Genomic DNA, 23,334 nt, shown 5'->3' with positions numbered 1-23,334 from the left:
AAGCGGCACCGCCAGCCTTGGCTGGCGCCGACAGGGTTCAGCGGGCGATGGCGACGGCGTCGCGCATCAGTCCGGTGCGCGGATGGCAGTTCACGTATTCGTAGACCTGATGCTTTGCATCGAAGACGGAAACCTCGTGATACAGCCGCAGTTTGGACAGCCCGGTGACGACGCGGAAGAACGTGACGAAGATCCGCAGGTGCGTCGGATGGGATTCGGCCCAGCGCTCGAGGCGGTCGAGCGAGCGCCAGTGGCCGATGTTGTAACTCTCGTCGAGCACGTTGCCGTCGAGATCGATCGAGCGCACGTAGCGATTGCTGTAGCAGCCGACGTCCTTGCCGTTGTCGCGCAGAAACTCCATTCCGCTGCGCAGCGTCGGCTCGATCTCCTCCAGATACAGTCGGCGCTCGTCAGTCTCCGCGGCGCGCCAGTCCTGACCGGATCGAATCAGCGCGATGTTGTCGTGTGCAAGTACGACCACACGGCCGCCGCGAGCCGGATCGCCCTCGACGATGCGCAACTCGCCGTCCGCGGTCATCCAGTCCGTCTGCGAAATCGGGAACCGGTCGCGCATCGAACCCCAGTAGCCGTGCTCCTCGATCTCGCCGCTGACGCCGTCCATGATCGCGCCGACGCCCGGGAAATCGCTCGTGAATGCGTAAAGCGTCTCGAACTGCTCGGCGCGCGGCGCGACGATTTCCCTGAAGTAGCCGATCCCGTCCGCGAGGCGTGCGTCGGAAGCCCACCATTCGACGATTGCCGGCGACGCAATCCAGCGCCCATACGCGGCCGGATCGCGCCAGTAGCCGACGGCAATCAGGTTCTCGTAGCCCTGGTCGTCGGTGTGTTGTGTCAGGTCGAAGTTGTTCGGGCCGTCCTGCGCACCGAAATCGGCGACGATCCGGCGCAATGCGGCCAGCGCCGCTGCGCGCCTGTCGACGCCGCGATACTGGACGCCGAAATAGCCCATCACGACCTGGCTCAGGTCTTCGGCGGCCCGGGCGACGTACATCGGGAACGGCGGCCGGTAATCATCGGCGACGCGGCGTGACAGCGTCCGCGGGCAGATCAGGTGTTTGTCGATGGCGGATTCCATGCGTGACCTCTCTGGAAAGGTAATCGGGTGTCGAGGTATCGACGTGGGGAAAGAGCGGGATGCACCGGCCATATCCCGGCGCATGCGGGTGGTCAGAAGATGTGCGCGTAACGCAGACCGGCGAGCAGGCTGTTCTTCGGGCCGTTGCGCACGCTCAGGTCGGTGCCGAGCTGGATTTGCACCTGGTCGGCCTTCGTCACGAACTTCGCCGCGGTAATCCGCAGGCGCGTCGTGCGTAGCGCGTCGTTGTTGTCCGCGCCATCGACGCTCGTTTCACCGCCCCAGAGCTGGGTGATACCGATCCCGATCGACGTGCCGGGATCGGGCATGTAACGCACCATCGCCTGTGCGCTGTAGCTCATCCGCTGATGCAGCGTCGCACCGTTCGCGCCATACGACGCGTTGTTGCCGTACCAGATCGCGTCGCCGACGAGATCGAGTGCCCACTGCGGTGAAAAGTGCTTGATGTAGGCCGCCTGAAAATCGAGCGACCAGCGGTTGGCGCCGAGATTGAGACCACGGTTCTGGTCGTAACTCCCGGTCGGCGCGTAAACGTAGACCGTCGCGGCGACGACGTCCTTCGCTTCGTTCAGGCGGAATTTCAACGGAGCGGTCAGGATCACGTCGCCGACACCATTCGTACTGCCAAGCGTGCCGGCGTTTCCGAAGCTACTGATGTGACCGAACGGCAGCAACACCTGCGGATCGATCGTGAGCCTGTCGGTGAGCTGGAACACATGCAGCAAGCGGGCGATGCCGACATTGGACTGCAGATCGAAATCCGACGTCCGGTGGCCATTTGCGTAGTACGCGTTCGTCGCCGAATAGTTGTAGTACAGCACGCCGATCGTCGCACCGGCCGGATACTGCTCGTAGTCGCCGGAATCGACCTCGACCGCGCCTGCGTAATGCGATGCGACGACCATCAGCGACAAGCCGATCCACCGCGCGATTCGCTTCAGTTTCATTCTGTTGACGTTGCCCATCATGCTCCTCACCTGGATGCGCAGACACCGCCATGTTCGACGAACGGGAACTGTTGCCGGACGATGGAATCGCGGGGTGCTGGCTGACTGTTATTCCGCCGGTACTCGGGAGAGTGCCGACGATTCGCGACACCGGACGGCCATCGCTTGAGGGTGAGAATAGAAAGGCAAAATCCGCATTTCTGTTTTCCGGCGGAACAAGAAATAGGCTGTGGCGGACCTCCGTGGCCGGTGCCATACGGCGGTCGTAAAACGCACGCCGGCTGCCGCCTTTGCGTGCCGGACGCCCTGTCGATGCCATGAATCGCCGTGCATCCGGTGCGCGTCGGCGCCGGCCGCCCACCGGGGGCCGTCTCGGCACAGTTTCCGATCCGTGCTGGCAAAGAACCGCGCTTTTTCTCTTCTTACCCTGCTCGTCGAGCGTGATCGACACGACGCGCCCACACCCCGCCACGGCAGTCGCAACGCCGTGGCGACGGTCGCCCCGAACCACGACAAGGAGCCCCACGATGAACACGATTCCTTCCGAGGAAACACGCTCGACGCCCGGCGAACGCGCCTGGGCGCTGTTTCGCGTGATGAAAGAGAAGAACCTGATTCCCGACGGCTATATCGAAAATCTGACCGAGCTGATGTCCACGACCTGGGATCCGGCCAACGGCGCGCGCATCGTCGCGCGCGCGTGGGTCGACCCGGGGTTTCGCGAACTTCTGCTGAAGGACGGCACGGCCGCATGCGCGCAGTTCGGCTACACCGGTCCGCAGGGCGAATACATCGTTGCGCTCGAAGACACCCCGACGCTGAAGAACGTGATCGTCTGCAGCCTGTGCTCATGCACGAACTGGCCGGTACTCGGGCTGCCGCCCGAGTGGTACAAGGGCTTCGAATATCGTGCACGGCTCGTCCGCGAAGGGCGCACGGTACTGCGGGAGCTCGGCACCGACCTGCCCGATGACGTCGTCGTGAAGGTCTGGGATACGACCGCCGAAAGCCGCTATCTCGTGCTGCCCGTGCGGCCGGCCGGCAGCGAGCACATGACCGAGGAACAACTGCGCACGCTCGTCACGAAGGACGTGCTGATCGGCGTTGCGCTGCCGCGCGCGCACTGACTCGCACCACGTTTCGCTCTCGACCTTCATCTCGGAGATCACATATGGACGGCTTTCACGACCTCGGCGGATTCCAGGGTTTCGGCCCGGTGCCGCATACGATCAACAGTCTCGGCTACAAACCTGTCTTCAAGGAAGACTGGGAGCATCTCGCGTACAGCCTGATGTTCGTCGGAGTGGACCAACTGAAAAAATTCAGCGTCGACGAGGTACGTCACGCAGTCGAACGCATCGACGTGCGCCAGCACGTCGGCACGCGCTACTACGAGCGCTACGTAATCGCGACCGCAACCTTGCTCGTCGAAACCGGCGTGCTCGCGCAGGATGAACTCGACCGCGCGCTCGGTTCGCATTTCCGGCTCGCGAACCCGCCGCGATCCGGCGGCCGCGCGGCCCCACCCGAGTCGACGCGGTTCGAGGTCGGCGATCGCGTCGTCGTTCGCGACGAATACGTCAGCGGACACATCCGCGCGCCAGGCTACGTTCGCGGCAAGGCAGGCGTCGTGTTGCACCGGACGACCGAATCGTGGCCATTCCCGGATGCGATCGGCCACGGCGACACCGGCGCCGCGCATCAGCCGACCTATCACGTCGAGTTCCGCGTGAAGGATCTGTGGGGCGACGCCGCCGACGACGGCTATGTCGTGGTCGACCTGTTCGAAGGCTACCTAGATCGCGCGCCTGGGCAGAGCGCATGACGACGCCGGCAAATCGACACGTGCCTGCGGCCCCGGCGCCGAGGATTCCGGTCACCGTGCTGTCCGGCTTCCTCGGCGCCGGCAAGACGACGTTGCTGAACCACATCCTGCGCAACCGCGCCGGCCTGAAGGTCGCCGTGATCGTCAACGACATGAGCGAAGTGAACGTCGACGCCGACGACGTGCGGCGCAATGTCGAGCTGCATCGAGGCGAGGACGAACTGGTCGAAATGACCAACGGTTGCATCTGCTGCACGCTGCGCGCCGATCTGCTCGAGCAGATCAGCACGCTTGCGCGGCAGCGTCGTTTCGATTATCTGCTGATCGAGTCGACGGGTATCTCGGAGCCGATGCCGGTCGCGGAGACGTTCGCGTTTCTCGACCGGGACGGCTTCAGCCTCAGCGAACTCGCGCGGCTGGACACGCTCGTCACGGTGGTCAACGGCGAGACGTTCGAGGACATGATCGCTTCGGCCGAACCGGTCACGCGCGACGCCCCGCTCGCGAACGGCAGCGATGCCGATCCACCGCGCAAGCTGTCGGATCTGCTGATCGAACAAGTCGAATATGCGAACGTGATCCTCGTGAGCCGACTCGACCGGATCGGCCACGCGGGTTTCGAGCGGCTGCGCGCAATTCTGGCATCACTGAATCCATCGGCGCGAATCCTGCCGATGCAGCACGGCAAAGTCGATCCGTCGGACGTCCTGGATACGCGGCGCTTCGATCTAACGGCGCTCGTCGAATCGCCGGGATGGATGCAACGCATGCAGACCGACGAACGTCCGTCGGAATCGGATGCGTACGGGGTCGCGTCGTGGGTCTATCGCGAACGTGCGCCGTTTCATCCGGCGCGCCTGCTCGCGTGGCTGCGTCGCCCCTGGACCAACGGCCGCCTGCTTCGCTGCAAGGGATATGTCTGGGCTGCGCATCGATATGCGGAAACCGCCATGCTCGTGCAGGCCGGCGACGCGTTCCAGTGGGGCTACGTTGGCCGATGGTGGCGGTTTACTCCACCGTCGGACTGGCCACATGACGACTATCGTCGCGAGGGCGTGCTGAAGAAATGGGAGGAACCGGCTGGCGATTGCCGGCAGGAAATCGTTTTCATCGGGCAGTCGATCGATTACGTCCAGTTGCGTCGCGAACTCGATGCGTGTCTGCTGACGGTCGCAGAAATCGACGCAGGCCCGGAGTCCTGGCGCCGTTTTCCGGAAGCTGACAGGTTCGACGCGCTCGCGACTACCGCCCATCCGTGAAGTGCGATTCGACGGCGTCGTTTGCAACGCCCGCGTCCGACGACTTTCGATCGGCCAGTGGGCGTTGCGCCCGGTTCAGCGTGACGTGAATCCCGACAGCGTCGCCGAGGGCAGTTTTCTTCAATACGGGCCCGTGCGGCGCCCGTAGTCTCGATGCGACTTTCGACATTTCGCATGGAGACATCCAATGAGCATGCTGGTTTCGATGGCCGCGTTCGCGCTCGCCTCGTCGATCACCCCCGGTCCCGTCAACATCGTCGCGCTCAGTGCCGGCGCACGCCACGGCCTCGGCGCGAGCCTGCGCTATGCGGCTGGCGCGACGCTCGGCTTCGTCGCGCTGTTCCTGCTGATCGGCCTCGGGCTGCACGCGGCGCTCGCGCGCTGGCCGGTGCTGACGACGGCCACGCAGTGGTCGGGGATCGCGTTCCTGCTTTATATGGCGCTGCGGCTCGCGCTCGACGACGGGCGGCTGTCGGCCGACCCGGACGTGGCCGGCCCGTCGGCGGCCACCGGCGCGGCGATGCAGTGGCTCAATCCGAAAGCGTGGCTCGCATGCGTGGCCGCGATGGGCGCGTATGCGACCGATGGTGACCGCGCGCAGGTCTGGCAGTTCGCCGCGCTGTACCTGGTGATCTGTTTCGCGTCGATCGCGTGCTGGTCGTATGCGGGCGCGTCGCTGCGGCACCGGCTCGCGAACGCGCGGCACATGCGCGTGTTCAACCGGCTGATGGCGCTGCTGCTCGCGGGCAGCGCACTCTTCCTGCTCGACGTCTAGTGCCTGCCGTTCAGCTCGTCGCGCTGCGGTACTGTCCGGGCGTCGCGGCTGCGATCCGCCGGAACGCGCGCTGGAAATGCGCCTGGTCCGCGAAGCCCGCGTCCAGCGCGACGTCGGCGATCGGCCGGCCGCGGCGCAGCTCCGTGCGGCCGTATTGCACGCGGCGATCGATCAGGAAGGCATGCGGCGTCATCCCGTAGCGGGCATTGAACGCGCGGATCAGGTAGGACGGCGACAGATCGGCCGCCGCGCAGATCGCGTCGAGCGTGACGCCCTCACGGCAGTGCGCGGCGATGTAGTCAGCCGCGCGCGCGAGCCGGGCGTTGTCGTCGCCGGCGCGCGGGCCGGGCAGTTCGCGATCGAGCGCGCCGTGCAACGCCGTGAAGAACTCGACCGCCGCACTCTCCTTGCCGAGCGGATCGATGCCGGGAGCGACGAGCGTGCGGTAGAAACCGGCAAATTGCGCGAACAGGTCGCGCCGCTGCGTCAACTTCTGCGAAAACCCGTGAAAATCGCTGTTCGGATCGCGGCCCAGCGCATGCTGAAGCCGCGCGAGCCACGGCACGTCGACATAGACCATCCGGTACGCCCATGCGTCGGGGCCATACGGATTGCACGCATGCACCTGTTCCGGATCGATGATCACGAGCACGCCGCGCCCGACGTGCTCGTTCGTCGCGCCGTTCACGTAGGTGCTCGTGCCGCCGACGATCGCGCCCACCGAAAACGTGTCGTGCGTGTGCTTCGCATAACAGATCGCGCGGCCGTCGTCGACGGTGCGCGCCTCGATGAACGGCAGCGCGGCATGACGCCAGAATGGCGACGGTACGACGGATCGGTTGGCGGTACGGCTCACGCGGCGGGCTCCCGGTTCGGACGGCGAACGCTCACCGTACAAGACTGTGCGACACCGCGCAACCGGATCGGCGGATCGCCCGCCTCGGCTTCAATACCGGATCGCGCCGTTTCGCCTAAGCTTTGAATTCCGTCCGCCGCGGCACCCGCAGCGATTCCGTTCATTCCTCTCCCGTCACGCACATGCATATCGATCTGAAAGGCAAGACCGCGGTCGTTACCGCCTCCACCGCCGGCATCGGGCTCGCGATCGCCGAAGGGCTCGCGCGCGCCGGCGCGCGCGTCGTCGTCAACGGCCGCAGCGATGCGTCGGTGCAGTCCGCGCTCGCGCACCTGCGCGCCGCCATCCCCAGTGCAGACTTCGACGGCGTCGCGGCCGACCTGTCCGATGCCGCCGGCGTCGCGCGCGTCACGCAGCACACGCCGGATGCCGACATCCTCGTCAACAATGCGGGCATCTACGGCCTGAAGGCGTTCTTCGAGATCGACGACGCCGAGTGGGAACATTACTTCCAGATGAACGTGATGTCCGGCGTGCGGCTCGCGCGGCATTACCTGAAGGGGATGATCGAACGCAATGCCGGGCGCATCGTGTTCATTTCGTCGGAATCCGGCTTGAACATCCCGGTCGACATGATTCATTACGGGTTCACGAAAACGGCGCAGCTGTCGATCGCACGCGGCCTCGCGAAGCTCGCGGCGGGCACCCACGTGACCGTCAACTCGGTGCTGCCGGGGCCGACGATGTCGGACGGCGTGCGGGCGCTGCTGAAGGAAACGGCCGACGAAACCGGCCGCAGCGTCGAGGACGTGGCCGTGGATTTCGTGCGCAACCACCGCTCGAGCTCGATCATCCAGCGGCCGGCAACACCGGAGGAAGTCGCGAACATGGTGGTCTACGTGTGCTCGCCGCTCGCCTCGGCAACGACGGGCGCCGCATTGCGGGTGGACGGCGGCGTGGTCGACACGATCGCGTAACCGCGAACGGGCAAGGCCGCCGCGCTAGCGCGAGGCGCCCTTGGCCGGCTGGAGCGTGCCCTTGCGGTCGGCGTTCATGCAGGAATCGAAGCCGTATTGCGTGACGACGCCAGCCCTGTCGAACACGACGAAATACTCGCGGTGATCGTTGCCGTGCTCGATGAAATAGTTGTAGCAGACACCGTTGCCGTTGCGGACCATCCATACGCTGCGCGGATTGCCGGCGGCCCGGACGACATCGGCGCGCGTCGCGCCGTGCCGCGACGCGGCCCTCGCAAGCGGCGTGCGCGAATACGAAAACGGCAGCCACGAGTCGAACCACGCGCAACCGTGCAACATCAGGCAGCCGGCAGCCAGGGACAGCGCCGCTGCGGGACGGGACATCGTAATCAATCGCATGCTTGGGAAAATCTGCCGCGCCATGCCGGCGTCATCGAAAGCCCCATGCTACTCGACCTTTGGGTCCGGATCGAAAAGAAATGTAGAGATCTTTATCCGAATCCTCGCATTGCATGCTCCGGCAGAAGCATGATCGACGCCCGCCGCGGCGGCCGATGCGCGCCTGAACACGCATCCGCACCATCGCTTCCTGCCGCCTCGGCACGCATCGTCACACACCGTCACGCGACCCATTCGGCCCACAGCATCGTCAGCACGGTCATCAGCGCGGGGCCGACGAACAGGCCGATCAGCCCGAACGTCTCGGCGCCGCCGAGGATGCCGAACAGCACCAGCAGGAACGGCAGCCGCGCGGAACTGCCGATCAGCACCGGGCGCACGAAGTGCTCGGCCACGAACACGACGACGAACCCGAGCACGGCCACCACGATGGCCCACATGGTCGCGCCCTGTACGAACAGCCACAGCGCCGCGCCGCAGAACACGACGGGCGCGCAGAACGGCAGCATCGCGGCGATCGCCGTGACGAGGCCGAGCAGCGCCGCATGCGGGACGCCGGCCAGTGCATACGCGATACCGAGCAGCGCGCCCTCGCCGAGCCCGACGACGACGAGCCCCGTCACCGTGCCGAACACGGCCGAGACCATCCGCTCGATCAGCTCCGCGCCGCTGCGCCCGAACGCGCGCCGCGCGCCCTGCAACAACGCCCCCGACAGCTTGTGGCCGGCGCGCAGGATCACGAACAGCGTGACGAGCATGAAGCCGAATTCGAGCAGCGCGTGCGCGAGCTTCGTACCGAACTGCCGCCCGAACGCGAGGAATTTCTCGCTGTTGACGCCGTGCATCGCGGTGGCCGCATGCAGCGGATGGCCGAGGTTGGCTTGCCACCATTCGGTGATCTGCGCCGCACCGTAAGGCAGCCGCGCGACCACGTCCGGCACCGGGATGCCGTTTTCCTGGATCGTGCGCAGCCACTCGCGCAGGTCATGCACCTGGCCGATCGCCTGGGTCGCCGCGACGGCCACCGGCAGCACGACCAGCAACGAGATCGCCGCCGTGATGACGAGCGCGACGAGCGTCGGGCGGTTGCGGAACAGCCGATGCGATTCGAAGCGCTTGAGCATCGGCCACATCGCGATGGCGATCACGCAGGCCCATGCGATGGCGGGAATGAAATCGCGGATCACCCACAGCGCGATGACCAGCAGCGCCGCGACCAGCACGGCACGGGAAACCTGCTGCGTGCGCGGCCGTGCGGCGGGCTCGGGGGACGACGGGACATGTGCGCCCATGGCACCTCTGTCGAAATGAAAAAATGGCGGGCCGCGCAGGCAACCGGCCTGCGCGAACCGCCATTCTATCCATCGGCGCCGGATCGGCGGCGCATATGATGCGCGCGCCGCCCCGGCATCCCGCCCGCTCAGGCCACCTTGTCGGCGGTCCGGTAACGCTCGAGCCAGTGTGCATACGGCGCGGGCAGCGTCCACGACGGACGCTCGACGCCGAGTTGCTTGGCCGCGTAGTACGGCCAGTGCGGATCGGCCAGATGCGCGCGGCCGACCATCACGAGATCCAGCTGCTCTTCCGCCACCACGCGGTTCGCCAGTTGCGGCGTATCGATCCCCCACGCGGACGACACCGGCAGCCCGGCCTCGCGGCGCACGCGCTCGGCGATCGGCGCGAGGAATGCCGGGCCCCACGGGATCTGCGCGTCGGGCGTCGAGAAGCCGACCGACACGCTCAGCATGTCGAGCCCTTCCTGCTTCAGCCACTGCGTGAGCGCGATCGACTCGGCGAGCGTCTCCTCGTCGCGGCCGTCGTACTCGATCACGCCGAAGCGCGCAGTCAGCGGCAGGTGCTCGGGCCACACCTTGCGCACCGCTGCCAGCGTCTCGACGAGGAAGCGGCCGCGGTTCTCGGCCGAGCCGCCGTATTCGTCGTCACGCTGGTTCGCATGCACCGAGAAGAAGCTCTGGCCGAGATAGCCGTGTGCGAAGTGCAGTTCGAGCCATTCGAAGCCCAGGTCGCGCGCACGCTTCGCCGACGCAACGAAGTCGGCCTGCACGCGTGCGATGTCGTCGCGCGTCATCGCGCGTGGCGTCTTCGGCAGATGCGCGCCGAACGGCACGGCCGACGGCGCGATGGTCTGCCAGCCGCGCGGATCGCCGTCGGCGATATGGTCGTCGCCTTCCCACGGGCGATTCGCGCTCGCCTTGCGGCCCGCGTGCGCGATCTGGATGCCGGGCACCGCGCCGGCCGCCTTGATCGCCGCGACCGACGGCGCGAACGCTTCGGCCTGCGCATCGTTCCACAGCCCCGCGCAGCCCGGCGTGATGCGCCCTTCCGGCGACACGGCCGTCGCCTCGGCGATCACGAGGCCCGCACCGCCGCGCGCGATGCCGGCCAGATGCACGTGATGCCAGTCGTTGACGACGCCGTCCTCGGCGACGTACTGGCACATCGGCGGCACCGCGATGCGGTTGCGCAGCGTGACATCCTTGAGTTTGAACGGTTCGAACAGGGCAGACATCCACGGCTCCTTTGCTTGGTTCTGCAAAACGACTGGGAACGCGTCGTGCAACGTGCACGACGGAACGATTCGGGCCGTCGACGGGCCGGCTTGCGCCCGACGACGGATACGGGATGGCGCCGGCCCGGCCGGCGCCCCTGGCTCAACGGCGGCCGAGCTGCGCGAGCAGCGCCTCGGCGGCAGGCTCCGACGACGCGGGGTTCTGCCCCGTGATCAGCAGCCCGTCGGTGACGACATGCGGCGCCCAGTCGGCGCTGCGCTCGAACTCCGCGCCGTTGGTCTTCAGCATGTCCTCGACGAGGAACGGCACGACTTCCGTCAGTTCGACGGCCGCTTCCTCGCTGTTGGTGAAGCCCGTCACACGCTTGCCGCGCACGACCGATTCGCCGGTCTGCGGGTTCTTCACGTGACGCAGCACGCCCGGCGCGTGGCACACGGCCGCGACCGGCTTGCCGGCCGCCAGCGCGCGCTCGATCAGGCCGATCGAATGCAGATCCTCGGCGAGATCCCACAGCGGGCCGTGGCCGCCCGGATAGAACACGGCGTCGTAATCGTCGACGGACACGTCAGCGAGCTTGCGCGTCGAAGCCAGCTCGGCCTTGGCCGCCGCATCGGCGTCGAAGCGGCGCGTCGCGTCGGTCTGGGCCGTCGGGTCGCTGCTTTTCGGGTCGAGCGGCGGCTGGCCGCCCTTCGGTGACGCGAGCGTCAGCTCGACGCCCGCATCCTTGAACGTGTAATACGGCGCGGCCAGTTCCTCGAGCCAGAAGCCGGTCTTCTTGCCGGTGTCGCCGAGCGTGTCGTGCGAGGTCAGGACAACCAGAATCTTCATGATCGGACACTCCTTGGAAAATGGATGACGGGAACGGGGCCGCTCGACCGGCAAATCCGGCCGGTCGGCGCGGCACGCCTGTCGGTTAGTCAGCTATGACGCGTCAACGTGCGACCCGTGTATCCGAATGCGGCCCGCATCTATTAGACCAGTCGTCTAGAACAAATCGAAATAAAACGACGGCGTCTCGCTGCATCACCAGCATCGCAGCGCGAAATGGCATTCGGATGGCATTTTCGCGTCTTCGTTGCCTGCGCCGCGGACGTCGTCGCATTCATCGGAACGGATGATAGCCCCGGATTAGACCGGTCGTCTAGTAAACAGATAATCGCCCCTGCCGTCGTCATGGCCTTTTTGGTGGAGCGCGATCTGCCGGCGTCTGCCGTCGCTCGCGCCCCTCACCTGCGCCGTGGCGGCTAGCCGCGCAACGGACCGTCCGTGTCACCCGCCTCGATCGCCGGTGCTTCGAGCCGCTGCTCGCGAACACCGTCGCCCAGCAGCCGCAGCATCAGTTCCGCCAGTGCGCGCCCCGACGCGTGGCCGGTCGGCTGCACGACCGCCGTCACGCGATACGGATGCGCGAGGCCCGGCGGCACGCCGTCGTAGACGATCAGCGACATGTCCTCGCCCAGGCGCAGCCCGCTGTCCACGAGCGCCCGAAACGCGCCGCCGCCCGCGATATTGTTGTCGACCAGCAGCGCCGTCGGCCGCTCGTCGCGCGCGAGCAGCGCCCGCACCGCCTGCAGCCCGCCGTCGTGCGTAAACGGACACTCGACCAGCAGCGCCGGATCCGGCTCGATACCGGCTTCGCGCAGGGCCGACAGATAGCCTGCACGGCGCTGCGCGGCGAAATTCAGCGCCAGCGGCGCGCTGATCATCGCAATGCGCCGATGCCCGAACGCCGTCAGCCGGCGCACCGCGTCCCGCGCGCCGGCCTCGTTGTCGAAGTCGAACCACGCGTACGGCTCGGCCACCTGCGTCCGGCCGTAAGCCACGTACGGAAACGCGCTCTTTTGCAGATACGCGATGCGCGGATCGTCGACCAGCGTGCGTGCGACGATCAGCCCGTCGACGAGTTTGCCGTCGACGATGCGCCGATAGGTGTCCAGTTCCGCGTTCGGCCGTGCCGACGCGATGATGAAATCGAGATTGCGTTCCGCGAGCCGCTCCGTGATGCCCGCGACGACCTCGCCGAAACGCGGATCGCCGAGATCGCCCGCGCCGAACGGGTAGACGATCCCGATCATGTCCGCCCGCCCGGTCGCCAGCCGGCGCGCGGTCGGATCCGCCACATAGCCCATTTCCCGGGCGGCCCGCGCGACGCGCTCGCGCGTCGCCTCGCTGACGTCGTCGTAACCGTTCAGCGCGCGGCTGACCGTCGTCCGCGACAGCCCGAGCGCGTCCGATAGCGCCTTCAGATTCACCTTCACCGTCGTTCCTCGCATTCCATGTGCCGTACGGCATGCCGATTGGCGGCAATTGTTTCCGCTCGGTAGTGATTACCGTCAAATAATTATCTTTTGACGCCCAAACCGGTTTGAAATAGCATCCAAACCGGTTTGGACATCGATGCCCACTCAGCCGTTCACTTTCACCTTTCCAGGAAACGACGACGAGATGACATACTTTTCCCTTTTCCGCCCGACGGCGGCCCAACGCTTGTTCCTCGCTGGCGGCGCACTCGCCGCCTTCGCGTCCGTCGCGCATGCGCAGTCCGGCGGCACGGGCGCGCCCATCGCCACGCCCCACACGCAACAGGCCTACGATCCCGAAGGCAACTTCACGATGCGCTGGACGCGGGCGGACATCCGCCAGATCGTCGCGCAGTCGCACACGGCCGGCGCCGACAAGAACTCGCTGCCGCAAGCGCTGACGATGCCGGACATCCCGCAGGATTTCCCGCTGATCAATTCGAACGTGTGGGTGTGGGACACGTGGCCGCTGGCCGACCTGCGCGCGAACCAGCTCAGCTACAAGGGCTGGGAGGTGATCTTCTCGCTCACCGCCGATCCGCATGCGGGCTACACGTTCGACGACCGTCACGTCCATGCGCGCATCGGTTTCTTCTACCGTCGCGCGGGCATCCCCGCGTCGCAGCGCCCCGCGAACGGGGGCTGGACCTGGGGCGGCCACCTGTTCCCCGACGGCGCCAGCGCCAAGGTGTTCGGCACCGCGCCGATGACCAACAACGCCGAATGGTCGGGCTCCGCACGCCTCACGCACGGCGACAACGTCAGCCTCTACTACACCGCGACGTCGTTCAACCGCTCGGCGCCCGGCGGCGCCGACATCACGCCGCCGCAGGCGATCATCACGCGCGCCGACGGCCACATCCACGCCGACGCCACGCACGTCTGGTTCAGCGGCTTCGACGATCACAAGGCGCTGCTGCAACCGGACGGCAACTACTACCAGTCCGGCCAGCAGAACACCTACTTCTCGTTCCGCGATCCGTTCGTGTTCACCGACCCGGCGCACCCGGGCAAGACCTACATGGTCTTCGAGGGCAACACGGGCGGCCAGCGCGGCGCACGCACCTGCACCGAAGCCGATCTCGGCTACGCGCCGAACGATCCGTACAGGGAAGATCTCAACGCGGTGATGAATTCGGGCGCAGTGTATCAAAAGGCCAATGTCGGCCTGGCGGTCGCGACGAACCCGCAATTGACCGAGTGGAAGTTCCTGCCGCCGATCCTGTCGGCGAACTGCGTCGACGACCAGACCGAGCGCCCGCAGATCTACCTGAAGGACGGCAAGTACTACCTGTTCACGATCAGTCACCGCACGACGATGGCGGCCGGCGTCGACGGGCCGGACGGCGTGTACGGCTTCGTGGGCAACGGCATCCGCAGCGACTTCCTGCCGCTGAACGGCGGCAGCGGCCTCGTGCTCGGCAACCCGACCGACTTCTCCGCGCCGGCCGGTGCGCCGTATTCGCAGGATCCGAACCAGAACCCGCGTGAATTCCAGTCGTATTCGCACTACGTGATGCCGGGCGGGCTCGTCGAGTCGTTCATCGATGCGATTGGCGCACGCCGCGGCGGCACGCTCGCGCCGACGGTGAAGGTCAACATCAACGGAACGTCGACGGCGGTCGATCGCGCCTATGGACGCGGCGGGCTCGGCGGCTACGGCGACATTCCGGCGAACCTGCCCGCGACCGGCGCCGGCCACAACGGCGGCAACGGCCAGTGAAAAATCGGGATAACCAACAATAACGAACGCTGGTAGAGGCACGGGGTTAGGGAGGCGCCTATCGCGCGTGTCGCGTGCGCGCCTCCTCTTTTTTCTTCCATCCATGGTGCGCATCGCCGTTGAAGGCGGCATGCGCCCTCCTTTCCCGCTTTGCACGACGAAGCACGGCCCCCCGCATGATATCGACGTCTTTCCGCTTTTCCATCCGGATCACCCGGTTGCTGCTCGCCTGCGTAGCGTGCACCCAGGTCGCTGCCGCGCCTTGCAACGCAGCGGCCGAACAGGGCACACCGCAATGGCGGCCCGCGCTCCACTACACGCCGCAGCGCAACTGGATGAACGACCCGAACGGCCTCGTCTACGACAACGGCCGCTATCACCTGTTCTATCAATACAATCCGCTCGGCAACGACTGGGGCAACATGTCGTGGGGCCATGCAACGAGCACCGATCTCGTCCACTGGCGCGAGCAGCCGGTCGCGATGCGCGCGAACGCGACGGAGGAAATCTTCTCGGGCTCGATCGTCGCCGACACGCTCAATACGTCCGGGCTCGGCACGCCGGGCCACACGCCGCTCGTCGCGCTTTATACGAGCGTGTACAAGGCGGGCTCCGGTCATGCGCCGGGCGTCCAGGCGCAATCGCTCGCGTACAGCCTCGATCACGGCGCGACCTGGCAGCCGTACGCACACAATCCGGTGCTGACGCTCGATCCGGAATCGAAGCAATTTCGCGATCCGAAAGTGTCGTGGTATGCGCCGGGCGGCTACTGGCTAATGACGACGGTCGTCGCCGACGCGCACGTCGTGAAGCTCTATCGCTCGGACGACCTGATCCACTGGAGTTTCCTGAGCGACTTCACGCGGCCGGGCGTGCCGCACGACGGCACGCTGTGGGAAATGCCCGACCTCGTGCCGCTGCCGCTCGACGGCGACCCCGCCCGCATCCGCTGGGTCATGATCGTCAACGTCAATCCGTGGTCGATTGCCGGCGGCTCCGGCGCGATGTACTTCGTCGGCGACTTCGACGGCCGCACGTTTACGCCGGATCGCGTTGCGCCCGCCGGCTCGGATCCCGCGCAATTCCGCTGGGTCGATCATGGCGCGGATTTCTACGCAGCCGGCACCTTTTCCGGCGCGCCCGGCTCGCGGCCGGTCGCGATCGCGTGGATGAGCAACTGGGATTACGCGGCGAAAGTGCCCACCACGCCGTGGCGCGGCGCGACGACCCTGCCGCGCGAACTGTCGCTGAAAACGATCGACGGCGAACCGACGCTCGTCGGCGAACCGGCCGCCGCGTTCGATGCCTGGGCGGACGGCAGGCCCGCCGTGCATGAAGGCGACCTCACGGTCGATTCCGCGACGCGCGCGCTGTCGGCGGCGACGCGCGGCGTCGTCCAGCGCATCACGGTCACGATCGCGCCGCAGCATGCGGCACGGGCTGGCCTGATCGTCCGGCGCTCGGCGGATGGCTCGATCGGCACCCGGATCGTGTACGACACGGCAAAGCGCACGCTGACGCTCGACCGTTCGATGTCCGGTGCAACCAATTTCGCCGACACGTTCAGCCGCGAACACATCGTGGACCTGCCGCTCGAGCACGGGCAGTTACGGCTCGAGATCGTCGTCGATCGCGGTTCGGTGGAAGTGTTCGCGAACGGCGGCCGAGTCGCGCTCACCGACCTGATCTTCCCGCCGCGCGATGCGGACCGCGTCGCCGTGTTCGCCGAACACGGCCGCGCGACGTTCTCCGGGCTCACGGTGACGCAGCTCGAAGCCGGTAGTGACGGGCATGGCGCCTGTGCGGCGCGATAGATGCGATGGGCGGACGGCCATTGGTCCTGCATGTGACGGGGGCTGTCCGCCCGGCATCACGCCGGTCGGTTGCAGCCCCCGCCTGAGCCCCACCGATCAGAGCAAGCCCATCCCGCCCGACGCGATGATCTCCGCGCCCACGATGAACGCGGATTCCGGCGCACTGAGGTGCAGCACCGTCGACGCGATCTCGTCCGGCGTGCCGAACCGGCCGACCGGCACGAGGCCCTTGATCTTCTCTGCCGTTTCGTCGAGCGTGGCCGCGTCGAGCCCGAGCTTGCCGTAGAGCGGCGTCTGCACGGGGCCGGGGCTCACGACGTTCACGCGCACGCCGTGCGGCAGCAACTCCGTCGACAGCGTCTTCGCGAACGAATTGACGGCCGCCTTGCTCGCCGCATACACCGACGAGCCGGGCATCCCGATGTGCGCGTTGATCGAGCCGTTGATCACGATCGACGCGCCGCGGTTCAGCAGCGGCACCAGCGACTGGATCTGGAAATACGCGCCCTTCACGTTGGTGTTGAACACGAGATCCCACATGGCCTCGTCGCTGTCGGCGAACGGCGCGAGCTTCGCGACGCCCGCGTTGATGAACACGGCGTCGAGCCGCGCCCCGCCGACGCGATCGCATCGGCCAGCGCGCGGGCCGACGCGACGCTGCCTGCCTCGTTGCGGATCGCCAGCGCGCCTTCGCCGAGCGTTTGCCGCGCGGCCTCGAGCGTCTGCGCATCGCGCCCGGTGATGATGACGCGCGCGCCTTCTGCCGCGAATGCCTTGGCGGCCGCCAGGCCGATACCGCTGTTGCCACCCGTGACGAGGACCGTCTTTCCTTCGAAGCGTTGCATGATGTTCTCCTGTGAACCGGTGAGTTGACCGTGAACACAGGATGCGCGCGGCGCCCGGTCGTGCCGTACGACGGGCGTGACGAACATGTTCGAAATCTTCGAACGTGTTTGGGCTGGCGGGTTCGCTTGCCCGGTCCTGTTCCTGTTCCGTGCTGCGTCAGCCGGCCACGTCGATGCCGTCGAGCAGGCGCTGCGCGAGCCGCGGTTCGCGCAATTGCTCGAGCCACCATTGCAGCGCGCGGCCGTCCCGGTCGCCGTGCCATGCGACAAACAGCAGGTTCGGCTCGCGCGGATCGGCCGTCTGCCTTTCCACGAGTTCGCCGCGCGCGAGCAGCGACGCCACGCGCCGGCGCGGCACCCAGCCGACGCCGAGCCCGTCGCGCTGCGCGAGGATCTTCGCGCGCATCGACGGCACCGCCAGCACGGCCTGCCCGCCGAGCAGGCCATATGCGCGGCCGGCCGCGCGCCGCGACGAATCGGCGACGACGACGGCCCGGTGCGCACCGATCGCGTCCCGCGTCAGCGCGCCGCTCACGGCGGCCAGCGGATGGCGCGGCGACACCGCGAACACCCACTCCATCGCGCCCAGCTCGAACCATTTGAAACCGGGAATCGCCGGCGGCTCGTTGGTCGCGCCGATCACCAGGTCCGCACGCCCGTCGCGCAGCGCTTCCCAGGTCCCGCCGAGCACTTCGTGCGTGAAACGCAGCGACACGCCCGAGTCGAGCGCATCGAACGCACGGACGACCGGCAGCAGCGTGTCGAACTCCAGCACCTCGTCGCTGACGATCCACAGCCGGTCCTCCCAGCCGCTCGCGACCTGCCGCACCCGCTGCGTCAGCCGTGCGACGTCCAGCGCCAGCCGCGCGGCTTCGTCGGTCAGCAACTGGCCGGCCGGCGTGAGCTGCAGCCGGTAGCCGCGGCGGTCGAACAGCAGTGCGTCAAAGCGCGTTTCGAGCTGGCGCGCCGCGTGCGACACCGTCGACGGCGCCTTGCCGAGCCGCGCGGCCGCGCGCGACAGGCTGCCGGTGGCGCGGATCGCGTCGAGCAGCGCAAGTTCGTCTTCGGACAGCATGGGCACGCTCCGGTGTGAGGTTGTCGTGGATCGTAAGGCAGCGGCGGGCCGAGGTCCAATCGGAGGATGCGGGCAGCGGATGCCGGTTACGGGGCTGTCCGGCCGGTTCGGCCCGCCTCCCCGGTTCCTGGCGGCCTGGCGATCGATGCAGGCGTGCCGCGAAGCCAACACCGCAGCCGACTTCCGGTATGCTGATCGGCCCGAATTCAACGCAATCGAGGTAACCACTGCGATGGACATCGCGATCCGTATCGAAGGCCGTCACGACCTGACGGGGCAGATCTTCCGGCAACTGCGCACCGCGATCGTCGACGGGCGGCTCGCCGGCGGCGCGCGGCTGCCGTCGACGCGCGACCTCGCGAAACAGCTCGGCGTATCGCGCAAGACGACGCTCGACGCGTTCGAGCGTCTCGTCGCCGAGGGTTACCTGACGACGCGCGCGGGCGACGGCACGTTCGTCGCCGACGGCCTCGCGCGCGTGCCGCACGCCGCGGCCATGTCGGCGCCCTCCCTCGTCGAATACACGCCGCGCATCGACGCGGTCGATGCGCGCGCGCTGTGGGACGAGTTGCCCGACGCGCTCGCGATGCCCGCGCCGCAGGATACGCCGGGCTTCGACTTCCGCGGCGGCGTGACCGACAAGGCGCTGTTCCCGTTCGACGCGTGGCGGCGCTGCCTGCATCACGCGCTGCGCCAGCAGATGCGCGGCCCCGCCCGGTACCACGATCCGGCCGGCGATCCGCAGTTGCGCGGCGCGATCGCGCGCTACGTCGCGTTCAGCCGCGCGGTCGCGTGCGGCTGGGACGACGTGCTCGTCACGCAAGGCGCGCAACAGGCGCTCGACCTGATCGCCCGCGTCGTCGTGCGGCCCGGCGACGTGGTCGCGGTCGAGGATCCCGGCTATCCGCCCGCGCGCGCCGCGTTCGCGTCGCTCGGCGCGACGGTGATCGGCGTGCCGGTCGACGCGCAAGGGCTGGTGACGGAACGGCTTCCCGACGACGCACGCCTCGTCTACGTGACGCCGTCGCATCAGTTCCCGCTCGGGATGCCGATGACGCTGGAGCGGCGCGTCGCGCTGCTCGAATGGGCGCAGCGCCGCCGCGCGGTGATCATCGAGGACGACTACGACGGCGAGTTCCGCTTCGAGGGCCGGCCGGTGGAATCGCTGAAGAGCCTCGACCGCACGGGCCTCGTCGCGTATGTCGGCACCTTTTCGAAGACGATCTTTCCGGAACTGCGGATCGGCTACGCGATTCCGCCGCGCGCGCTGCGCGGTGCGCTGACCAAGGCGAAGCAGATCGTCGACTGGCACACCTGCACGCTGACGCAGGCGGCGCTTGCGCGTTTCATGCTCGAAGGCGATTTCGCGCGGCACCTGAAGCGCGTGCAGAAGCACTACGATGCGCGCCGCAAGATGCTGATCGCGCATCTGCGCGGCGAACTCGCGCCCTGGTTCGACGCGATCGTGCCGACCGCCGGCATCCACCTCGCTGCCTACCTGAAGCCGGGGCTCGACGAAGCGGCGCTGATCCGCGCGGCCCGCGCGCAGGACATCGGCCTGTACGGCATCTCGGCGTTCCACGTCGGCGTGCCGGTCCGTGCGGGGCTGCTATTCGGCTATGGCGGGATCGACACGCTGCGCATCGACACGGCGCTCGCGACGCTGGCCGGCCTGCTGGATTCGGACGCCGCGGGCAGCGCGTCACTGGTTACCTGAATTTTCCTGAAATTGGCCATTCAAGCAGGCCAGTGTGCGTCTTAAAGTGGGTCCTGTCGCGCCACCGCGCGCTCCAACCGAAAAAGGACCTGCCATGCAACCCCGCCTGAACTTCTACGCCGCCAGCCCGAATGCGATCAAGGTGATGCGCAATGCCGAGGAATTCCTCGCGAAGAGCTCGATCGAGAAGCCGCTCGCCGAACTCGTTCGGCTGCGCGCGTCGCAGATCAACGGCTGCGCGTTCTGCGTCGACATGCATACGACCGACGCGCGCAAGGGCGGCGAAACCGATCGCCGCCTGGCCACCGTCGTCACGTGGCGCGAGACGCCGTTCTTCACCGAGCGCGAACGCGCGGCGCTGGAATGGACCGAGGCGCTGACGCTGGTCGCCAGCAACCACGTGCCCGACGCCGTCTGGGAAGCCGTGAAGCCGCACTTCACCGATGAGGAGCTGTTCGACCTGTCGATGCTGATCGCGACGATCAACTCGTGGAACCGCTTCGCGATCGCGTTCCGCAAGATGCCCGAGTAAGGAGCCGACGATGATGGACGCTACGCTCCGTCGCGCCGCCCTGTGCGCATCGCTCGCGGCCGGCGTCGCACTGCTGCCGGCCGCTGGCCGGGCGCACGATGCCGGCGACAACGTGCACACGGTCATGCAGCAGGCCGTGCCCGAAGCGCCCGGCAAGCTCGCGGTCGTCGCGACCGTCGACTATGCGCCCGGGCAGGCCTCCGAAGCCCACCGGCACCTCGGCTCGGTGTTCGCGGTCGTGTCGAAAGGCGAGGTGCTGTCGCAGGTGAACGGCGGCCCGCTGCACCGCTACCGCGCCGGTGAGGGCTGGTACGAGGCGCCCGGCTCGCGCCACCAGGTGTCGCGCAACGCGAGCGCGACCGAGCCAGCGCAGCTCGTCGTGTTCGGGCTGACCGGCGAACACGTGCCGCTGACGTCGCCGATCGGTCAGTGAACGTCGCGGGCGGCGACGCGCCGAACAGCCCGCGAACCGGGCTGTCGGCCGGCCCGCGCAGGGGCCGGCGTCAATACACCCGGCCGCCGACCGTGGCCGATTCCAGTTCCTGCGTCACAGTGTCGATTCCGCCGACGGCGGCCACCGTTTTGACCACGCCGACGCCGGGTGCGCGCCATTCGTCGGCGACGGTCGTCACCTGGCCGTCCGAATCGACCGCGACCTGCGTGATGCGGTAATGGCACGCGCCGGCGAACGTCTTGCCGTTCCGAAGGCGTACGGTGTCGCGCCCGGCATAGGCACGCCGCACCGATACAGCCGTTTGCTGACCGTCAGCCGGTACGACGACCGTATCGCGATATTGCGTCGATTCGGTTCCTTCGAGGCTGATCGCCTCGGCATAGGGCGGCGTATAGATGTCGCGCAACATCAATTTGCCGGCGATCGTCTGATCCTCGCCATAGAACGTGCGTGCGCCATTGCCGACGTGATAGTAGCGATGCGTCTGCACGATCGAATCGGCCGCGGTTTCGGTTTCCCGCGTCAGCGGCATGCCTTGAAAGGTCGCAGACAAAACCGTCCGCGTCACGACGCCGCCGTCGGCCATCGGGCTGCGCGCCGACGCGCGCACATAGACATGCAGGCTGACGGTATCGCCTTCCCGATAAACCGGATCGCATTCCGCACTGGATACATCGGCCGCGTTCGCGCGGCTGCCCGTCGCATCCGGCGCCGGCCGGTCCGGCCCGCCGCACGCGGGCAGGAGCAGACTGGCCAGCGCCGCCATCGACACCCCGGCCCATCGTTTTTTCGTCATCGCTGCCCCCGGATCCCGCCTTGAATCAACGGCCGGTCTCCGCCTGTTCTTTTTGCACGGCCCTCGGTACTGCGTTTTATGTTTGTTTGTCGTGGTTCAAGCGTGTTTCGGGCCGATGATATGATGGCCCGCGCGGCTAGAGGTGCCTGTGCGTCTCTATTTGGTGCATTTCCGTCCAACGTGCCGGTATCGGCCGATTCCGATCGACCGTTACCGCATTTGCCGTTTTCCTGCTTCCGGGAACGAACGGAACGGCGTCTTCCCTACCCGAAGGGCAAGCAATGGATAGCCCGTCCGTACTGGACACCTATCGCTTTTCCACCCTCGATGCGCCGCCCGCCGAGCGGTTCGACGCATGGGTCGCCACCAGCGGCAGCTGGTCGTTCGTCGCCCCCGACGAACGCACGGTGCCGTTCGACTGCCGGTTCGACGCGACACGCGTCGGGCCGTTCACGATGGGCCGGCGCACCTGGCTGAATCCCGACCGCAACGTCGCCTACGGTATGACGCGCACCGCGCGGCAGATCCGCGCCGACGGACTGGATCATTACTACCTGCTGCTGCATCTCGGCGGCAGCATCACCTGGCAATTCGGCAAGCGGACGGTCGATATGCGCCCCGGCGGCCTGTACCTGATCGACACCGTCCACGCGTTCGACTGCATCGTCAGGACCGGGGACACGGTCATCGTGACCCTGCCGCGCGACCTGTTTCATCCCGATACCGCGAAGCTGCACGGCTGTGCGATGGCGCCGGCGATGGGCGGCATCCTGGCCGACTACCTGCTCGCTTTCCACGACAATCTGTCGGGCGTGTCCGCCGCGCAGGTGCCCTATCTGACGCAGGCGACGACGAACCTGCTGCACGCGTGCGTACAGCCCTGCGCCGACACGCTGATGCAGGCCGGCACGGAGATCGACGCTGCGCTGCGCGAGCGTGCCCGGAGCTACATCGAGCAGCACCTGACCGACCCCGACCTGTGTCCGGACGCGATCTGCAAGGCGATCGGCGTTTCGCGTCCGAAGCTGTACCGGCTGTTCCAGCCGGACGGCGGCGTGATGAAGCTCGTGCAGCGCACCCGGCTCCTGCGGATCCGGAACATGCTCGCGGACCCGACCCGTCCCCGAAGCCGCATCGCGGATCTCGCGTGGCGCTACGGATTCGCCAGCGACAAGCATTTCAGCCGGTCTTTCAAGGCCGAATTCGGGCACAGCCCGCGTGAAACGATCGAGCAGCCGCCCCGGCACCGCGGCGACGCTGCGTCGGCATCGCTGGCGGCCGCAGCGCGCCCCGCGCTGGCGGACGCGACGTTCAGCGACTGGATCGTCAAGGGCAACCGGCGCGCGGCCTGAGCGCGCGATACCTGCGTTCGCGCGCCTCGCTTCTTCTGTA

Annotated in this window: 21 protein-coding genes and 1 pseudogene; 11 read left to right on the top strand and 11 right to left on the bottom strand. The window is 67.3% G+C overall.

Features of this window, described 5'->3' with window-relative positions; translation table 11 throughout:
- Positions 1-37: 37 nt before the first annotated feature.
- Together oxdA and LXE91_RS32040 are read right to left on the bottom strand one after the other, a co-directional pair.
- A complete protein-coding gene (gene oxdA, locus LXE91_RS32045; protein WP_039356722.1) occupies positions 38-1,096 on the bottom strand; it encodes an aliphatic aldoxime dehydratase in 1,059 nt (352 codons plus the stop codon).
- A 92-nt stretch (positions 1,097-1,188) separates the two neighbouring features.
- Positions 1,189-2,085 (bottom strand): transporter, encoded by an 897-nt coding sequence (locus LXE91_RS32040; protein WP_039356725.1) that lies wholly within the window; start codon positions 2,083-2,085, stop codon positions 1,189-1,191.
- Between the two features lie 506 nt (positions 2,086-2,591).
- Between LXE91_RS32040 and nthA the strand changes: the two genes are divergently transcribed.
- The 4 genes from nthA (at position 2,592) to LXE91_RS32020 (ending at position 5,923) form a co-directional block, all read left to right on the top strand.
- Complete coding sequence (gene nthA, locus LXE91_RS32035) at positions 2,592-3,191, top strand: nitrile hydratase subunit alpha (RefSeq protein WP_039356728.1); 600 nt, start codon at positions 2,592-2,594, stop codon at positions 3,189-3,191.
- Between the two features lie 44 nt (positions 3,192-3,235).
- The gene (gene nthB / locus LXE91_RS32030; protein ID WP_039356730.1) at positions 3,236-3,889 is read left to right on the top strand and encodes a nitrile hydratase subunit beta; all 654 of its coding nucleotides are present in this window, start codon (positions 3,236-3,238) and stop codon (positions 3,887-3,889) included.
- Positions 3,886-5,148: a GTP-binding protein gene (locus LXE91_RS32025; protein WP_046196510.1), complete on the top strand. Its 1,263-nt coding sequence runs from the start codon at positions 3,886-3,888 to the stop codon at positions 5,146-5,148. Before nthB ends, LXE91_RS32025 begins: the two co-directional genes overlap by 4 nt.
- A gap of 187 nt (positions 5,149-5,335) precedes the next feature.
- Positions 5,336-5,923 carry a LysE family translocator gene (locus LXE91_RS32020; RefSeq protein WP_039356733.1) on the top strand — a complete coding sequence of 196 codons (588 nt, stop codon included), beginning with the start codon at positions 5,336-5,338 and terminating at the stop codon, positions 5,921-5,923.
- A gap of 10 nt (positions 5,924-5,933) precedes the next feature.
- Here the strand turns inward: LXE91_RS32020 and LXE91_RS32015 are convergent, their stop codons facing one another.
- Entirely contained in the window at positions 5,934-6,779 is an 846-nt protein-coding gene (locus tag LXE91_RS32015; protein WP_039356736.1) for an AraC family transcriptional regulator, read from the bottom strand.
- 182 nt (positions 6,780-6,961) lie between these two features.
- Between LXE91_RS32015 and LXE91_RS32010 the strand changes: the two genes are divergently transcribed.
- Entirely contained in the window at positions 6,962-7,756 is a 795-nt protein-coding gene (locus LXE91_RS32010) for an SDR family NAD(P)-dependent oxidoreductase (RefSeq protein WP_039356739.1), read from the top strand.
- 24 nt (positions 7,757-7,780) lie between these two features.
- On the opposite strand, the gene LXE91_RS32005 is transcribed toward LXE91_RS32010, so the two are convergent.
- The 5 genes from LXE91_RS32005 to LXE91_RS31985 all read right to left on the bottom strand — a co-directional run bounded on the left by LXE91_RS32005 (position 7,781) and on the right by LXE91_RS31985 (position 12,959).
- Entirely contained in the window at positions 7,781-8,155 is a 375-nt protein-coding gene (locus LXE91_RS32005; RefSeq protein WP_039356742.1) for a hypothetical protein, read from the bottom strand.
- Positions 8,156-8,376: 221 nt separating this feature from the next.
- Positions 8,377-9,447: an AI-2E family transporter gene (locus LXE91_RS32000; protein WP_039356744.1), complete on the bottom strand. Its 1,071-nt coding sequence runs from the start codon at positions 9,445-9,447 to the stop codon at positions 8,377-8,379.
- Positions 9,448-9,575: 128 nt separating this feature from the next.
- Complete coding sequence (locus tag LXE91_RS31995) at positions 9,576-10,685, bottom strand: NADH:flavin oxidoreductase/NADH oxidase (RefSeq protein WP_046544094.1); 1,110 nt, start codon at positions 10,683-10,685, stop codon at positions 9,576-9,578.
- A 142-nt stretch (positions 10,686-10,827) separates the two neighbouring features.
- Positions 10,828-11,514: a type 1 glutamine amidotransferase domain-containing protein gene (locus tag LXE91_RS31990; RefSeq protein ID WP_039356751.1), complete on the bottom strand. Its 687-nt coding sequence runs from the start codon at positions 11,512-11,514 to the stop codon at positions 10,828-10,830.
- A gap of 416 nt (positions 11,515-11,930) precedes the next feature.
- Positions 11,931-12,959 carry a substrate-binding domain-containing protein gene (locus LXE91_RS31985; protein WP_039356757.1) on the bottom strand — a complete coding sequence of 343 codons (1,029 nt, stop codon included), beginning with the start codon at positions 12,957-12,959 and terminating at the stop codon, positions 11,931-11,933.
- Positions 12,960-13,131: 172 nt separating this feature from the next.
- On the opposite strand from LXE91_RS31985, the gene LXE91_RS31980 reads away from it, so the two are divergent.
- Positions 13,132-14,709 carry a glycoside hydrolase family 68 protein gene (locus LXE91_RS31980; protein WP_039356759.1) on the top strand — a complete coding sequence of 526 codons (1,578 nt, stop codon included), beginning with the start codon at positions 13,132-13,134 and terminating at the stop codon, positions 14,707-14,709.
- A 176-nt stretch (positions 14,710-14,885) separates the two neighbouring features.
- Positions 14,886-16,523 carry a glycoside hydrolase family 32 protein gene (locus tag LXE91_RS31975; protein WP_039356762.1) on the top strand — a complete coding sequence of 546 codons (1,638 nt, stop codon included), beginning with the start codon at positions 14,886-14,888 and terminating at the stop codon, positions 16,521-16,523.
- Between the two features lie 96 nt (positions 16,524-16,619).
- On the opposite strand, the pseudogene LXE91_RS31970 reads toward LXE91_RS31975, so the two are convergent.
- Positions 16,620-17,368, bottom strand: a pseudogene (locus LXE91_RS31970) (SDR family oxidoreductase).
- Positions 17,369-17,525: 157 nt separating this feature from the next.
- Positions 17,526-18,443, bottom strand: coding sequence for a LysR family transcriptional regulator (locus LXE91_RS31965; protein ID WP_039356768.1), 918 nt, complete (start codon positions 18,441-18,443; stop codon positions 17,526-17,528).
- Positions 18,444-18,675: 232 nt separating this feature from the next.
- On the opposite strand from LXE91_RS31965, the gene pdxR reads away from it, so the two are divergent.
- The 3 genes from pdxR (at position 18,676) to LXE91_RS31950 (ending at position 21,125) form a co-directional block, all read left to right on the top strand.
- The gene (gene pdxR / locus LXE91_RS31960) at positions 18,676-20,160 is read left to right on the top strand and encodes a MocR-like pyridoxine biosynthesis transcription factor PdxR (RefSeq protein WP_039357339.1); all 1,485 of its coding nucleotides are present in this window, start codon (positions 18,676-18,678) and stop codon (positions 20,158-20,160) included.
- A gap of 94 nt (positions 20,161-20,254) precedes the next feature.
- Positions 20,255-20,692, top strand: a complete 438-nt coding sequence (locus LXE91_RS31955) for a carboxymuconolactone decarboxylase family protein (RefSeq protein ID WP_006479143.1) — start codon at positions 20,255-20,257, stop codon at positions 20,690-20,692.
- Between the two features lie 10 nt (positions 20,693-20,702).
- A complete protein-coding gene (locus tag LXE91_RS31950) occupies positions 20,703-21,125 on the top strand; it encodes a cupin domain-containing protein (RefSeq protein WP_039356779.1) in 423 nt (140 codons plus the stop codon).
- 70 nt (positions 21,126-21,195) lie between these two features.
- Here the strand turns inward: LXE91_RS31950 and LXE91_RS31945 are convergent, their stop codons facing one another.
- The gene (locus LXE91_RS31945; protein WP_046196509.1) at positions 21,196-21,942 is read right to left on the bottom strand and encodes a hypothetical protein; all 747 of its coding nucleotides are present in this window, start codon (positions 21,940-21,942) and stop codon (positions 21,196-21,198) included.
- Between the two features lie 281 nt (positions 21,943-22,223).
- Between LXE91_RS31945 and LXE91_RS31940 the strand changes: the two genes are divergently transcribed.
- Positions 22,224-23,294 carry a helix-turn-helix domain-containing protein gene (locus LXE91_RS31940; RefSeq protein WP_052760187.1) on the top strand — a complete coding sequence of 357 codons (1,071 nt, stop codon included), beginning with the start codon at positions 22,224-22,226 and terminating at the stop codon, positions 23,292-23,294.
- Positions 23,295-23,334 lie beyond the last annotated feature (40 nt).

This window comes from Burkholderia contaminans, from assembly GCF_029633825.1.
In the GTDB taxonomy this organism is placed as follows: Bacteria; Pseudomonadota; Gammaproteobacteria; order Burkholderiales; family Burkholderiaceae; genus Burkholderia; species Burkholderia contaminans.
Note: the sequence above shows the minus strand (reverse complement) of the source record. Positions and strands in the feature narration are given on the sequence as shown.

Bases quoted from the DNA above. Each gene is read 5' to 3' on its own strand.
- oxdA (WP_039356722.1), bottom strand. From the start codon at position 1,096: ATGGAATCCGCCATCGACAAACACCTGATCTGCCCGCGGACGCTGTCA.
- LXE91_RS32040 (WP_039356725.1), bottom strand. From the start codon at position 2,085: ATGATGGGCAACGTCAACAGAATGAAACTGAAGCGAATCGCGCGGTGG.
- nthA (WP_039356728.1), top strand. From the start codon at position 2,592: ATGAACACGATTCCTTCCGAGGAAACACGCTCGACGCCCGGCGAACGC.
- nthB (WP_039356730.1), top strand. From the start codon at position 3,236: ATGGACGGCTTTCACGACCTCGGCGGATTCCAGGGTTTCGGCCCGGTG.
- LXE91_RS32025 (WP_046196510.1), top strand. From the start codon at position 3,886: ATGACGACGCCGGCAAATCGACACGTGCCTGCGGCCCCGGCGCCGAGG.
- LXE91_RS32020 (WP_039356733.1), top strand. From the start codon at position 5,336: ATGAGCATGCTGGTTTCGATGGCCGCGTTCGCGCTCGCCTCGTCGATC.
- LXE91_RS32010 (WP_039356739.1), top strand. From the start codon at position 6,962: ATGCATATCGATCTGAAAGGCAAGACCGCGGTCGTTACCGCCTCCACC.
- LXE91_RS32005 (WP_039356742.1), bottom strand. From the start codon at position 8,155: ATGCGATTGATTACGATGTCCCGTCCCGCAGCGGCGCTGTCCCTGGCT.
- LXE91_RS32000 (WP_039356744.1), bottom strand. From the start codon at position 9,447: ATGGGCGCACATGTCCCGTCGTCCCCCGAGCCCGCCGCACGGCCGCGC.
- LXE91_RS31995 (WP_046544094.1), bottom strand. From the start codon at position 10,685: ATGTCTGCCCTGTTCGAACCGTTCAAACTCAAGGATGTCACGCTGCGC.
- LXE91_RS31990 (WP_039356751.1), bottom strand. From the start codon at position 11,514: ATGAAGATTCTGGTTGTCCTGACCTCGCACGACACGCTCGGCGACACC.
- LXE91_RS31985 (WP_039356757.1), bottom strand. From the start codon at position 12,959: ATGCGAGGAACGACGGTGAAGGTGAATCTGAAGGCGCTATCGGACGCG.
- LXE91_RS31980 (WP_039356759.1), top strand. From the start codon at position 13,132: ATGACATACTTTTCCCTTTTCCGCCCGACGGCGGCCCAACGCTTGTTC.
- LXE91_RS31975 (WP_039356762.1), top strand. From the start codon at position 14,886: ATGATATCGACGTCTTTCCGCTTTTCCATCCGGATCACCCGGTTGCTG.
- LXE91_RS31965 (WP_039356768.1), bottom strand. From the start codon at position 18,443: ATGCTGTCCGAAGACGAACTTGCGCTGCTCGACGCGATCCGCGCCACC.
- pdxR (WP_039357339.1), top strand. From the start codon at position 18,676: ATGGACATCGCGATCCGTATCGAAGGCCGTCACGACCTGACGGGGCAG.
- LXE91_RS31955 (WP_006479143.1), top strand. From the start codon at position 20,255: ATGCAACCCCGCCTGAACTTCTACGCCGCCAGCCCGAATGCGATCAAG.
- LXE91_RS31950 (WP_039356779.1), top strand. From the start codon at position 20,703: ATGATGGACGCTACGCTCCGTCGCGCCGCCCTGTGCGCATCGCTCGCG.
- LXE91_RS31945 (WP_046196509.1), bottom strand. From the start codon at position 21,942: ATGACGAAAAAACGATGGGCCGGGGTGTCGATGGCGGCGCTGGCCAGT.
- LXE91_RS31940 (WP_052760187.1), top strand. From the start codon at position 22,224: ATGGATAGCCCGTCCGTACTGGACACCTATCGCTTTTCCACCCTCGAT.